9 protein-coding genes are annotated in these 14,987 nt (G+C 47.8%); 2 read left to right on the forward strand and 7 right to left on the reverse strand.

Going from position 1 to position 14,987, the window contains the following annotated elements; translation table 11 throughout:
- Window positions 1–13: 13 nt before the first annotated feature.
- The gene (locus tag K8R76_04530) at window positions 14–2,500 is read left to right on the forward strand and encodes a hypothetical protein (protein ID MCD4847438.1); all 2,487 of its coding nucleotides are present in this window, start codon (window positions 14–16) and stop codon (window positions 2,498–2,500) included.
- A gap of 59 nt (window positions 2,501–2,559) precedes the next feature.
- Here K8R76_04530 and K8R76_04535 read toward each other — a convergent pair whose 3' ends face one another.
- Window positions 2,560–4,590: a S9 family peptidase gene (locus K8R76_04535; protein MCD4847439.1), complete on the reverse strand. Its 2,031-nt coding sequence runs from the start codon at window positions 4,588–4,590 to the stop codon at window positions 2,560–2,562.
- A 202-nt stretch (window positions 4,591–4,792) separates the two neighbouring features.
- On the opposite strand from K8R76_04535, the gene K8R76_04540 reads away from it, so the two are divergent.
- Window positions 4,793–5,266, forward strand: a complete 474-nt coding sequence (locus K8R76_04540) for a hypothetical protein (GenBank protein MCD4847440.1) — start codon at window positions 4,793–4,795, stop codon at window positions 5,264–5,266.
- Window positions 5,267–5,671: 405 nt separating this feature from the next.
- Here K8R76_04540 and K8R76_04545 read toward each other — a convergent pair whose 3' ends face one another.
- From K8R76_04545 to K8R76_04570, 6 genes are all read right to left on the reverse strand, one after another.
- Window positions 5,672–6,721 (reverse strand): efflux RND transporter periplasmic adaptor subunit, encoded by a 1,050-nt coding sequence (locus K8R76_04545; GenBank protein MCD4847441.1) that lies wholly within the window; start codon window positions 6,719–6,721, stop codon window positions 5,672–5,674.
- A complete protein-coding gene (locus K8R76_04550; protein MCD4847442.1) occupies window positions 6,718–9,756 on the reverse strand; it encodes an efflux RND transporter permease subunit in 3,039 nt (1,012 codons plus the stop codon). Before K8R76_04550 ends, K8R76_04545 begins: the two co-directional genes overlap by 4 nt.
- A complete protein-coding gene (locus K8R76_04555) occupies window positions 9,743–12,748 on the reverse strand; it encodes an efflux RND transporter permease subunit (protein MCD4847443.1) in 3,006 nt (1,001 codons plus the stop codon). Before K8R76_04555 ends, K8R76_04550 begins: the two co-directional genes overlap by 14 nt.
- Before the next feature lie 323 nt (window positions 12,749–13,071).
- Window positions 13,072–14,019, reverse strand: coding sequence for a HipA domain-containing protein (locus K8R76_04560; GenBank protein ID MCD4847444.1), 948 nt, complete (start codon window positions 14,017–14,019; stop codon window positions 13,072–13,074).
- Window positions 14,016–14,327, reverse strand: coding sequence for a HipA N-terminal domain-containing protein (locus K8R76_04565; protein MCD4847445.1), 312 nt, complete (start codon window positions 14,325–14,327; stop codon window positions 14,016–14,018). Before K8R76_04565 ends, K8R76_04560 begins: the two co-directional genes overlap by 4 nt.
- An 87-nt stretch (window positions 14,328–14,414) precedes the next feature.
- Window positions 14,415–14,678 (reverse strand): helix-turn-helix domain-containing protein, encoded by a 264-nt coding sequence (locus tag K8R76_04570; protein ID MCD4847446.1) that lies wholly within the window; start codon window positions 14,676–14,678, stop codon window positions 14,415–14,417.
- Window positions 14,679–14,987 lie beyond the last annotated feature (309 nt).

Below are 14,987 nucleotides of genomic sequence, written 5' to 3' on the forward strand. Positions count from 1 at the left end.
GGAGAGGTAAACAATGAATACACTGCTCCTGCTTGCTCTTCTGGTTCAGACACCTGTTCCGGTGGGATCGGTGCAGCGCTCAATGGCACAGGTTGAACCATCTCCGCTTTCAAGCCTTCCGGCAGATTTCCACAGATCGGTTTCCGTCTCTCCTGACAGGGGTGATTCGGATGTTATCATCATAATTGCAGAAGGACTTGAGATCCCTCTTGCTTCAGAGCTTGCACAGTTCGAATCCGATCTGTCAGCGGAGGGCTGGAATGTCACTTCGTGGATTATGAGTGGCGGATCAGCGGCTGATCTGAGGACTTTCCTCCAGATGCATTCAGATATCAGCGGAGCGGTGCTTGTCGGAAATCTTCCACGAGCGTGGTATGAGATGGATGAGTTCACCGGACAACACGAGGAATTTCCGATGGATCTCTACCTGATGGATCTTGACGGAATATGGTTGGATATCGACGAAAATGGCTTGCTGGACAGTCTTTCCGGCGACAGGGCACCGGAGATCTGGGTGGGCAGAATCGACGCTCATGCGATGGAATTCGGCAGTGAACTCAGTCTATTGAAAGACTACTTCGCCTCAAACCACCTTTACAGAACCGGAAGCCTGTCGGTACCGGCAAGGGCGCTTGCATTCAACGATGATGACTGGAGTTATTACGGCAGCTGTGGTCTTGAGAACATCTATTCAACTGTTGAAGTGGTGAACAGTAATTCTCAAACTACTGCAGACAACTACAAGGCAGAGCTGACAGAAGGCTACGAATTCGTTCATCTAATGTCCCACTCATCACCATGGGGACATACTTTCAGAGTTTCATCAGGTTACGGCGGCACTGTCATGGCTCCCGAGATTTCCTGCATAAACCCGCAGACTGTATTCGTTCAACTCTTCGCGTGCTCCAACTGCAGATGGACGGAACCGAACTGTCTTGGAAACTGGTATCTCTTTGGAACGGACTATGGCCTTCTTGCTATCGGATCAACCAAGACAGGGGCTATGCTGGATTTCAGTGAATTCTACGAACCTATCGGCTCAGGCAATATACCCGGGGTTGCATTCAGAACCTGGTTCACAAACGTAGGCATTTATAATCCGGACTGGCACTACGGATGTGTACTGCTTGGCGATCCGACAATCATGCCGCTCTCAGGCAGAGATCGCTTATCATCAACATTCCCGGTATCGGATGAAACAGATGACTACATTCAGGTTTCAACCAGCAGCTTTTCTGACTGTTATCCTGTTACAGCATCTTCGGGAAACAATACCTGGGTTGCCTGGCTCACAGCCGAAAACGGAAGATTGGATATAGCAGCAAGAAACTGGGATGGTGATGTATGGAGTTCTGTTTACTACGTTGACGCCGACGAATACTGGGATGTTACACCTGATATGGCGCTGGATGGAAACGGTGAGCCCTGGCTTGCATGGAGCGATTTCGATGTTTCAACATATGGATACAATGTGAAGACCGCTTCAGGATCATTCTTCAACAACGTAACCGTAGCGGCAAATGGCGATGGTTACGACGGTGCTCCACAACTAGCTTATACGGACAGGATGTGGCTTGTCTGGCAGGTATGGAGGCGCGGTGAAGGTGATATAATGATCAAGGCGCTTGATGGATCATTCCCGGAAACCTACCTTTCCGGCATTAATACCGGAGAAATCTCACCAACCGCAGCAGCTGATATTTCGGGTTATCTTCATGCGGCATGGGTCGAGGGAACCACATCAGGTGAGAGAATAATGTGGACCAGGGGAAGTGAAACAGGATTCTTAGCTCCTGTGGAGGTATCCTCCGGTAACTTCTGCCGCTCACCTGAACTCGTACTTGTCGAAAACACTCTTCTCCTTCTCTGGCAGGAAGATGACGATAATTCAAGAATTATTGCGCAATTCTGGAACGGAACCGGATGGGACGATGAAGAAGAGCTATTTTCATCCCCAACACTTCAGGCATTCGCGCCGACAGCCGGACTCTCTCTTTCAGGAAATATCTTCGCCGCATGGCAGATTGGAAATGGTACTGACGCTCAAATCTGGCAGAGTACTCTTGAAGGCGCGGAATGGTCCAGCCCCTCTCAGCTGGTGAATCCAGCAGGGGAAGCATGGCTGCCTGCTCTTTCTGACGGCATTATTGCCTGGGCCGGTACGGGAGGGGACAGCTCCTGGAACATATACGCCTCGCTTGACGGAGGGGTCGGGATTTCATCTGAGGAGGAATTATCCGTTGCCTTCATATTCGACATTCTTGGCAATCCTGTCAATCAGGTGGTAAGACTCTCGGTTCCCGCTTTAAATCCTGCTTCTGCGCCTTTCAATGTATTGATTTATGATCTTACCGGAAGGTGCGTATTCAGACAGGAACTCACCACCGGACCGGAAACAGTTCTCACTATTCCCTGCACACATCTTCCACCCGCTGTATACTGCCTCAGAGTCTCGGATTCTCAGAACAGCTGGTCCTCACTGTTCACCATCATAAGATAATCGCACTAAAGAAACCGGGAGCATGACTCATGCCCCCGGTAATTGCTTCTTGAAAGTATCTATCTTACTTCAGCAGTTGAATTAGGAATTTCTTCGAACAGCTGACACTCAACACCACGTACGTGATTGTGAAGGAACTCTTCAATTCTTCCGGCGAATTCGAGCCTGTTCGCTTCAATCGCGAATCCGTGTCCCTCGTTTTCGTAAACGATGTAGTAAACCTCGTTGCCGTTGTTCCTGAGAGCTTCGACCATCTGATCTGACTCAGCCTGAACAACTCTCGGATCATTGGCTCCCTGCACGATAAACATGGGAATGGAAATATTCTCAACATGATTTAGAGGGGATCTGTCCTGAAGCATCTCCGCATCTTCCTCGAGATCACCTATCCTGATATCCATTATGGCATCAAGAGGTCTCCAGTAAGGAGGCACAGTCTCTCTGAATGTAACCAGATTGGATGGCCCGAAGAAATCCACACCGGCGCAGTAAAGGTCAGGTGTGAATGTTACACCTGCAAGTGTGGCATACCCTCCGTAAGAACCGCCCATGATCACAACTCTGGCAGGATCCGCGATACCTTCAGTTATGGCCCACCTGACAGCATCGGTCAGGTCATCCTGCATCAGTCCGCCCCACTCCTTATTACCGGCATTCATGTGTTCCTTGCCAAAACCGGTTGATGCCCTGAAATTAACCTGCAGTACTGCAAACCCTCTGTTGGCAAGCAACTGCGCGAAGGGATCATATCCATAATAATCCCTAGCCCATGGACCGCCATGAACGTAAAGAACCATCGGCAGCGGTTCATCTGCTGCATTAACAGGAAGCGTCAAATAGCTCGGAAGCTCCCACCCATCTCTTGCGGGTATGAGAAGCGGTTTAATATCCGCAATCTGATAATCATCCAGAGCCGGAATAGCTGTGAAAAGGAAGGTCATTTCTTTAGAAGTACGGTCGTAAACGTAATAAGAAGCTGGATTCTGTGGCGTGAAGTAAGCCACAATCCAGGTGCTGTCAGCGTTATCTCTCGAAACCATGGCGAAATCTCCGGGATCATAGCTTCCCAGGAAATCGTAATCATCCTGTATTGAAGCATCAAGCACTTCTACATTCCGTCTGAGATAATGGATACTGACCGCTCTGGGTTCTCCGGTGAACGGATCAAAAGATACTCCGCCAAGATCGGCAAGCGAATCGTGTGCGATTTCGGTGATCTCTCCTGTGTCGAGATCCTGATAGAGAAGTTTTGTAGTATTTGACTCAAGGTTGGACTGGTAGTAGAGACCCCTGCCGTCATTGCTGAACCTCTCGGGAGAAACACTGTCAAGAGCTGAGAAAGATATGAACTCCACCCATTCTTCAGCACCGACATCCCTAAGGTAAATGACTATCGTTCCGTCCTCAGGATCAATCGTTCCCATTCCACGTACATTGAGATTCTCATCAGTCATATATCCCAGCACCATGTCGCCGTCTTCAGTTGTTCCTGGATTCTCCTGCAGGAGGGTAAGTTCACCGGTTTCCAGATCACATGAATAGACGTCAAAGAACATTGGATTGATCTGATTCATTTCCACAAGTACTGTATTCGGCTGATCTTCGTCAGTAGCGCTGACATAAGCCTTAACTTCCTCATAAGGAGTCATATCGAGTACATCACCTGTAGTAACATCCAGCCTGTAAACATGAGTGTTTTCCTCGCCGGCAAGATCCTGCATATAAAGAATATGAGTGTTATTCTCTGCCCAGAAGTAATTTATAACACCTCTGTTTGTGTCGAAGGTTAGCTGCGTTGGCTCGCTGCCATCAATATTCATCACCCACAGGTTAAGAACACTGTCAACCGGAGCGATGTAAGCTATCATATCACCGGCAGGTGAAAGCTGAGGTCTGATTCTCTCAGGATTACCGAAGAGAACTGCTCGTGGGATTAGATCAGCAGCACCCTCCGATTCAACATGGTCAACAAGTATATCGGTGGCAGAAGAATCATCCAGAGTAGCAGTACTTCCTTCCTCTCCACAGGCAGTCAGCACAAGCATGCTCGACATCAGTACAAGCAACGCAAATAGTAAAACTCGATTCATTTTACTTCCTTTCGGATATCAGTTAAGTGAAAAGCTTCATGCCCAATATGGTATACCTATCATACTATGATTGAGGCTTTTATACAATTTTCCTATAATATTAGTAGAGTATTATCAATCTTAACCCTTTCCCAATTGATGATTTCTATTATCATTGCATCATTGAGAATAACATTAAGAAACACATTGAAAGGGGCATTTCATGCCTGGAAGCATGTTTGATGACAAAGGAAGATTAAAGATTCCCGAAATGAACCACGAGAAGAACGAGAAGGAAAAGGTCGAGGTTGTAGTGAACGCGGTTTACTGCCCCGAGGGACATAATCTGATTTCGCTTGACCATCCTGTTTCCGGATATCCGGCAATAGTAGTCAAATTCTCGGGCAGGAGAAGTGGAAACGGCCTTGTGGCCCTGTCAGCTGTACTGGGGGATTCAGCTTACCAGATACTGGAAGGTGAAGCGAATCCTGATGAACCCCTTGATTTATCATGCCCCCATTGCGGAACTTCACTGGATGTTCTTGGCAGCTGTCCATGCAACGCGGATGCTCTCACTGTAATGGCATATCTTTATCCGAAAAAGGATCCGCACCAGGCTATTGCCTTCTGCAATGTTCTTTCATGCCCCAATTCGGCACTGTTCAGGTCAGGTGAAATAATCCGAATGTACTCTTAGAACGGGCGCGGCGGACGTGACAGGTTGATGATAGTCAGTATGCCATAGAGTCCAACCTGTCCCACAACACACATAAGCCAACCCCATCCAAATAAGAAATTTGTGCCATTCCAAACAAGTATACTTATGAGGAATAGAAGTATGCCTTTATGATACTCCGTTTTGCCGATGTGATAAAACGTTGCAGCACATGCGAGCATTATCACTGAGCTGAAATACATACTTACTCTCTCTCCTGGAGCGGGCGGGGTCGGACGTCACTTGCGGCACTTACGGATAAAATACATACTCATAGTATAATGATATAAGTAGAATGAATCACAAATTTCATATATAATTGTTAACTATATCAACGATTATTAGCGTTTACTGTTATCACAAGTGTACAATGTTATGTCCGACCCTCTAATTGACGACGGCTACCGGGGCATCGTGGGCAAGTGAGTAATGACCGGAGGTAATTACCTGCTCGCCTTCCGCAACGCCTTCCAGATCACTCTCCAGCACCGCGACATAACCTCTCCCTTTTGGTCCAAGTGTGAGATATCGCCATTTTGCATGACCATCAGTGACAACGAAAACCATATCTCGGTCATCTCTTATAAGAACTGCTTCCTCAGGAATAATCAGTTGATTTAAATAGACCGCGATTACTATCTCGACCCTTGTTGTAGCTCCTGATCGAAGATTCGGAATAACCGGAAGATCAATAACCACTTTACCGGCCCTAAGAGATGGGTCAATAGTAGGAGAAACGGATGCAACCGTTCCAACAACGGTTGTATCATTCAATGAGGGAATGGTCACATAAACCCTTTGTCCCTTCATACATTGAACAAGTGCCCTCTCATCAAGACTGACTTCAACCTGAAGACTCCATGGATCGATAATCTCACCCAGTACAGTACCGGGATAGACAACCATCCCCTCCCTGGCTGAAACATCCGAAATGACTCCATTAAAGCTCGCTGTGATTGCGGAGTTGCTGTACTGGGTCTGAGCTCCTGCAAGATTTGTCTGCGCATCAGCCAACCCTGTTGTCTGGCGCAGCATACTCTGAATCTCCGGAGTGAGCTCACCCCTGTAATTCTCACATTCGAATTCGTAAAGAGCCTGCGCATTTCTGTATGAACTGCTTGCACTTGAAAGCCTGGAAGCACTTTCACCTGAAGCAATCCTGAAAACTATCTCACCATCTCTCACTTCTTCACCTGTATGCGCGGGTGCCTGTACTACCTCTCCCTGTATCATTGCGGACAGGGACTGTGTCCTGGCAGAAGTAACTCTGCCGGTTGAATTGACTACTTCAAAAAGAGTATCCACCGAAGCTGCTTCCGCTGTTACCGGAAGAGGAGAAGGCTCAAGGGTTTCCAGCTCAGCCTCTTCTTCCTCACCACCGCATGCAGCAATCGTTAGAAACACTATTAAAAGTCCGAATATCACTTTTTGTATCACTTCTTCTTCCTCCCTTTCCGGGAAGTCAACTGTATTAATGCCGGCAGCGAAATGAGAACCAGAGGTGTTGAGATTACCATTCCGCACACAACTGTAAATGACAATGTACTCCAGAGATCTTCAACCTCTTTCATTGGCCAGAGAACCAGAGGCAGCAATCCTAGAATAGTAGTAGCGCTGGTTTGCAGGATAGGCCGCAGCCGCTCGGAGACAACCATGTCAGCGGCCATTTTGGTATCCATCCCGGCTCTCTTCTTTTTCTGATAACTGTCAACAAGGAGTATGGAATTATTCACCGCAATGCCAACAAGAAATACGCTCCCTACGTAAGCCTGCGGCGTGAATACCTTATCAAATATCCAGAATCCGGCAACGACACCGACCATAGCCATAGGGATGACCGCCAGGATATAAAGAGGCGCCTTGAATGATTCGAACACAATAGCGGTCACGGCAAATACGGCAATTATCGCAAGGATAACGAGAAGATTCATATCGGTACCATCGTCCTGCAGCCAGAACGGGATATACTCAGCCTCATGTACCCTGTATCCGGATGGAAGAACAAGATTATCCAGCAGAGTGACCCTGAAACGGGCTGCCATTCTCTCTGCTCCCATAAATGAATAGGCAACTGTTCGTATATATTCCCCGTTATCCCTTTCAATGGAGCCCTGAACCTCGAGTGTATCGATCTGAACGATGTCCCCAAGCTCCATGGTTCCACCAACGGTCAATATCCTGCTTTCCAGAACCTCAGACAATTCCGGATTATCCATCCCGTCAATTCTGAAGGTCATGTCGAGGCTTTCATCACCTACCTGAACCTCCGCGCCATAACCGCCTGCAAGATTGTATCTGAACGCCTGAAATATCTGGCCCGGATTGATTCCAAGATCCGCCAGCTCCTGTCTGTCAAAAACTATCGCGAGCTGGTTACGTTCAGGGTTTCTGGGATCGAAGTTGATGTTAACCTCTCCAACCCTAGGGTGCCGTTCGAGCATTGTCTGCATTGAGAGCGCTATATTCTTGAGTCCCTGGTAATCGAATCCGCGCAGCTCTATTGTCTGCATCATTCCCGCGCTTCTTGAACTCCGCCAGTATGGTTCAGGATTCATCCCGCGCACATAAATGGAGCGCACACCTCCAAGCGTAGTAGCACGCGCTCTTGCTTCGGCTTCTATCTGCAGACCATAACCGGTCTGTACGGCCTCATCTGTTAATACTGAATAGATACTCGCGCTCTCACCTGTAACTCGTGTTCTTGTAGAAGTAATACCTTCCCTGTTGGCCAGTATTACCTCAAATTCCTTTGCAGCTGTATCGACAACATCCTGAGGAGTACCCGGCGGGTATTGCATCCAGACCAGGACGTAATCCGGATCGAAGCTGAAAGCCCATTCTTGCCCCTTCTCGACCTTCGCGAGGAATGCCCAAACCGCTCCGGCCACAAGAAGAGCCGCGATTAGAACAGCGATAAGAGGCTTGTGATGGAGAACCGCGATCCCTTTTGCCAGATGCCTGTCCCATCTTCTTTCCCTGAACCAGTTTCTGGACTTCCATCTCGCAGCTATCGAGGGAACCAGAGTTAGGCAGACACAGAATGAAGCCGTAAGTGTGGCTGCAATAGTAAAGGCAAATGGACGATAGTAGAGTTTCAGGATTCCTTCACTTGCAAGAAGCGGTACAAGTGCGACCATAGTAGTCAGTATGCCTCCAAGAATCGGCATGGCGACTTCCTTTGCCCCTATCCTTGCCGCTTCCATTGGCGAGAGACCTTGTCTTCGCCTGAATCCGATAGCTTCCAGAACAACAACAGCTCCGTCAACCAGCAGCCCGAACGCTATCGCGAGTGCACTGAGCGTGAGAACATTGATACTGTAACCGGCCAGATATACAGCAGTAACAGCCATCGCAGCCGAGAAGAGGATGGAACTTATGATAAGAGGAGTGGAAAGCGGGCTGCGATTGAGAAACAGAAGAATAAGGACTATCGCACATAGTGCAACCAGGGCTCTCCAGGACAGGTCTTTCAGATCATCTGTAATACTTTCGGTTCCATCCTCTGTAAGATGAAGCTCTATTCCATCGGGCAGTTCCTTACTCAATTCCTCGACACTGGATTTTACTGAAGAGGCCACTCGAACAGCGTTACTGGACGCATTTCTGTCGATCTGAAGAGTAACCTGATCCATTCCGTTGTACCTGAATATGAAAGTATCATTTGTATTGAAATCGACCAGTATCCTGTTTGTAATATCGGAGAGAGTAATGAATCTCCCGCCCCGATTCGAGATAACGAGTTCTTTCAATTCAGCTACTGAGCCGGGGACTGTGGATATCCTGAGAACCGCTTCAAGTCCGGAGCTGTCAACCACGACACCCGTGTTCCGATCAACGATTCCTTGATGGACAGCGCTTGCAACCTGTGAAAGGGTCAGATTAAGTGAGTTGAGCGCATCACGGTCGATGTCTACTACAATTTCCTGCTGACCTAAACCCTCGACAATGACCGAACTTACTCCATCAATCCGTTCCAGCCTCGGAACAATCACATCATCGGCAAGCTGCTTAAGAACAGAGGACTCGTCGCCAGTTATGGCGTACAAGAGAAACCCCTCACTGTCTAGTTCCTGTGGTATGGCCTGTGTCACACTGCCGGTTATGACGGCCTGCGGCAGTTCATCCCGGAGGAATGAAACCCGTTCTGTCAATTCCATTGCAGCAACATCCATGTCAGTGCCATTCTCGAATGAAACACTTACAGAACTGCTTCCATTCCTGGATGTTGAAGATATCTCTACAACACCTTCAATCTCTCGGGAAGTTTCTTCGATGGGACGAGTAACCTGTTCACAGATGGCTTCAGGATCGGCCCCTGACCAGTAAGCTGAAACATGAAGCGTAGGCAGAGTAGTGTCCGGTGTTCCCTCTATCGGTATCCTGTTGAATGATACCCAGGCCAGAATAAGGAGAGCAATGTAGATTACAGCTGTTCCACGCGGTCTGTGGAGAACCAGATCAACGACCGACAACGGAACCCCTCCTGCTCGAAAGCAATCTGTACAGAATAGGAACAACCACGAGAGTGAGTGCCGTAGCAACGGTGATTCCGCCAATGACCGCGATAGCAAGCGGCTGGCGAAGGCTTGCTCCGGAACCGAATCCTATGGCCATCGGGGTCAGGCCGAGAACTGTTGTTACCGTGGTCATCAGAACAGGTCTGAATCTATCTCTGCCTGCCTGAATGATAGCGTTATTCCTGTCGAATCCCTCTTTCCTGAGCTGACCGATACGTTCAACGAGAAGAATGCCGTCGTTCACAACGATTCCACACAGAACGACAAGACCTATTCCGGAGAGTGCATTCCAGCTCTGTCCGAACATGGCCAGACCAAGAACGACACCAATAACGCCAAGCGGTACAGTAAACATTATCACAAAAGGCTCCCGGAAAGATTCGAACTGCGCGGCAAGCAGAACGTAAACCAGACCAACAGCAAGAAGAGCAGCAAGTATAAGGCTTGATGTGGTTCTGTTCATTTCCTCAATCTCATCTCCTGTTCGAAGACGGACGGGAATTTCCCTCAGAAGTGTATCCGAAGCTGTGGATACACTGCTGGATATCCTCGCAAGATTACTTCCGGATCCCTGTATCTGTACAGCGACTGCTCTGTTTCCCTGGTTGTGCTCTATGAAACCGGGGGTCTGTCGTCTTACCGGCTCGCTTATTCTGTCAATTGAAAGCAATCCTGATGATGTAGGCATTGATCTCAGGAAAAGTGAATCAATTGAAATCCCTTCGCCGCGGCCGGCCAGCAGAACAACATCAACCCGCTCATCCTGTCTGTAATAGGTTGTGGCTGTGATTCCTCTTGAGAGGCTTCCTACAAAATCAGCCACATTAGACGCGGATACTCCGAACAGATTGATCAGTTCCTGATCCAGATCAAGCACCATCTCCGGCTTGCCTGGAAGGTACTGCAAATTAGCGGATTCAACTCCTTCCAGTCCGGATAGGATCTGCACAAGTCCTTGAGCTGCCTCAAGATCTGCATTGATGCTTTCACCCTCGAGATATACTGTAAAGGAGCTGCCGCCACCAAGTATTTCTCCAAGCAGAGATTTTCTTTTCTCAACTGTTATCGGAAATCTGAATACCGAGTTCCATGCATCTCTCAATGGTTGCATAGCGTCAGTGGCATCCTCAGGAGTCTGGTATGATGCAGTTAAAACTGCGTCAACACCTTCCTCTGAACGGACTCCGCTTCGGCCTGAAACCCAGTCCGCGCCTGAGGACAGTGCAAGATCAGTCACACCTGATGAAAGCTCAACCATCTGAGCCATGGATGTTCCCCTTGGAGCGGAATAGGATATCTCCAGCTGGTCTACGGGTGTACTGGGAAGAAGCTGCATAGGAAGCCCCATGCCGACCAGAACAGCAATTGCAAAAGCTGCCATAACGCCGAGCAGAATCTTACCTGGATGCCTGAGTGCCTTCTGCATCAATCTGACATATCGATCCTTCATTCTCGTAGTGACATCGGTGCTCTTTTTAATATTCCTTATCCTTGCGGACAGGGTTGGTATAATCGTAACCGCTACCAGAAGGCTGGCTATCAGCGCGAATCCAACTGCCAGAGCCTGATCTCTGAAAAGCTGGCTGGTGATTCCCTCCATGTATACTACAGGGAAGAAGACAATGAGTGTTGTAAGAGTACTGGCAGTAATTGCTTTCCCAACTTCAGAGGTACCGGAATTGGCACCTTCAATCGCTTTTTCTCCATTTTCTCTGCGCCTGTATATAGCTTCCAGGACTACGACCGCATTATCCACAAGGAGGCCGGTTCCAAGAGCAAGTCCTCCAAGAGACATGATGTTAAGCGTCACTCCTGAAATGAACAGGAAGAACAGCGCGATGGCTATGCTGAGAGGCAATGAGAGGCCGAGTACCAGAGGACTTCTCCAGTCTCTCAGAAAGAAGAACAGAACTCCAAACGCTAATAATCCACCAAGAATCAGGGCTTCTATTACTTCACCAATGGATTCCTCTATGAAGTCCGCATCGTTCTGTATTATCTGAAGATCAAGAGCCTCGTATTCCTCCCTTAGTTCAGTGACAAGCTCACTGACTTCCCTTGCCACTTCAACGGTATTGGCCTCAGCCATCTTGCGTACTCTTATGATAAGACATCTCTCACCATTGAAGCTGGCCCACTCAGTTACCGGTTTCTCTCCTATTGATACTTCTGCTATGTCTCTTAACAGGAGCGGTGTATTGCCTCTGATTCCAACAACTGTGTTTTCAACATCCTCAAGAGTTGAAAATTCACCCTCAAGTGAAAGAAAGTACTCTCTCTGACCATCACGTACGAGCCCGCCCGACATGGAGACATTAGCGCCCTGAAGAGCAAGCGCAATCGTCTCAGGATTAAGGTTCAGCTCTTCAACCACGCCTTCTCTCAGGCGCACGAAGACTGCAGGATCAGCCTCTCCCTGTATTTCACATCCCGCGACGCCTTCAGCCTGATCGATCCGCGACGTTACCAGTCTTCTCGCGAAATCAGTGACATCGGTCCAGTCACTCGATTCCATTGTCATCAATATTTCCATGAAAGGCCTGCGGGAAGGATCGTAATCAACTATCGTCGGTCTTCCTGCCTCATCCGGCATCGACCATCCGGCAACATCAAGTTTTTCCCTAACCTCGAGCCTTGTGAAATCCATCCGCGCGCCCCAGTCAAACTCAAGGGTTATGCGGCTCCTGTCCCCGTAAGACCTGGATGTATAGCTCCTGAGCCCTCTGACACCGGCAACGGCATTCTCGAGAGGATCGGTTACAAGGCGTTCAACCTCGTAAGGACTGGATGATGGATATGTAGTCTCAATGGTCAATCTTGGATACTCTACCGATGGAAGAAGATCCACCGGCATTTTCATAACGGCAACGGTACCGAGCAGCGCAGCAACAATGGAAAGTACGGTAACAGCAACAGGTCTTGAAACAGCAGTTTTTGTAAGCTTCACCGGGTCAATCCCCCGTTCAATCTGATATCATTTATCGGTTAACAATACATCAGAAAGACGTTAAATGCAATTATTTAACGTTGATATTCTGTTATCTATATAATATATAATATTTTACAATGCTTGATGCTTGTTTTTCTCAGACATTTTCAGTACGTGTCTCCGCATATACGCAAGCGTTATCCCATCTGTGACTTGATTGACTTTTCAAGCTCTATCTTACGGGATTTCACAGGTTCCAGATAGTTCTGTTCAACCTTGATGCTCCTGACTTTCTATAGAAGAAGTAACAACTGGCGGGAAACGGATTCATGTGGTTTTATTCAGAGTCCCAACACAGCACAACGCCGATGCAGCAATTCAGAATAGAGCATCTTCATGGGATCGGACAGGAAACTCGTTTTGATAAGGTCGTACCACTCTGGAATAGTTGTTTCTAATACCTGCAGGGAACCATCAATCACTTTTGCGGTGAGCTGAAGCCTCTCCCGGCCGAAGTAGTCGATCAGGTCTTTTCGAGTCAGATTCTGCTTTTTACCTCTTAATGGCAAAGCAAGCTCCTCAATCTCCTCAATTGGTTTCCCTATTGCCTGAAGCGCGATTGTAGTATTCAGGTAGTCGTACATTGGTGACAACTCAATCATGCCATCGCGACGGATGAGGGAAAAATTCTTCAGATGCATGTCCTCATTGCCAATCAGGAAGCTAAAGAGAGATCTTCGGAATAGTTTTGCTTGCTCAACAGCAGGAAACGTGCAGTACTGCTCAAGAATTGTTATAACCTTTTCCATGCTGAAGTTGTACTTCGTGTCCCGGTCTTTACCGCTGAGTTGCGCGAAGTCCTCCGTCGCAATCTTCGTGCCTTTTCCGACTCGGTCAAATCGCCTGATGAAATATGTTAGAGAGCCATCCCTGGAATACACCATCCCGTTCAACGGAACATCCATACCTGCAAGGTCAGCCAGATGCATAGTGAGACCCTCATTCTCCGGCAACTCGGGGTATACGCTGTGTTGAGGTTTGAGAATGTAGTGACCACCCCTGTCTACTATTTCAAAAACGGATTTCTTTACGCTGAGTCGTGTGCTCAGTTTCGGCTGGATACCTTGAATCGATATTTTACCCGCTCGAATAATTGCTTCCTTCCGCTGTTCTGAGGCCGTCAGCGGAAAACGGTTCAGATTTGAAAGGTTTTTATTCAGCAAGTGCAAACCTCGTTGTGAGTAAAGGCTTACGCCGCACTCATCATATGTGATAGGGCAGCGATTCATGTGATTTCCTCAACGGTGACTGCACCAATCAGCTCGCGCCCGACAGCCATGAGCTGCGCAAAACAGTCGTTCCGGTCAATCTTCCGCTGACGGAGAAGCCCTTCAAGCATCTCGCCTTCCGGCAGAAGTCCGTCGAAAAAAGCGGGGAATCTTAAAAATTCATGGATTTTTTCCCCGACAGGCATTGTAAGCGAAATCGGATGGCCATCGTAACTATCACGATAAACAAACCTGTATTCTCTGTTGGTCACCCACTCCTCAAGGATACCGGCCCATTGACCGTGCATGAACACTTTTGCCTGTCTTATCGGTTCCGACATGATAGAACTCCTGAAATCCTGATGTTCCGGATATGACACCGAATAATCGTTTTATCTCCAGTCAAATGCAGACCCTTATTTCTCTGATGATTGATCTGCAGACCATTTTTCGAATGCAGCACTTAGTGGTCCTGAGAATTTGACATCAATATTCATTATGGCAAGTACAGCAAAAAGACTGTTGATCTGAATAGTAGGCTTGCCTTTCTCGATATCGTAGACAGTAGATTTTCCAACCCCGGCCAGATCGGCCAGTTGAATCTGCGTCAAACCGGCTTTGTTACGATGAAACCGCACTAGTTTACCGAGCCTTCCAATTATCTGTGCAATATTAGCCATTATGATCCCCTCATATTTACTGCCTTAACAGTAAAATGTGCTATTTCAAGTTCAAGTCAAGGGCTTTGATAAGATAATCCATGAATTTTTACTGTCTGAGCAGTGAATATCATTGGTTTTTAGCTTGATCGCATGGCATGTTCTTGAATAATGGTGAATCTTACTGCTATAACAGCAAATACTATCAGAGGAAGGCACATCCGTTATTCAACCTCTGGTGCTTCCATCGCATTTTACAGGTTCTATCCATCACGTTTTCCTGAATACAGTGATTCTTTTTTTGCCCCTCGTACCTTCGAGAGCTTTTGT

Source organism: Candidatus Aegiribacteria sp. (assembly GCA_021108435.1).
Lineage (GTDB): Bacteria > Fermentibacterota > Fermentibacteria > Fermentibacterales > JCC-6 > Aegiribacteria.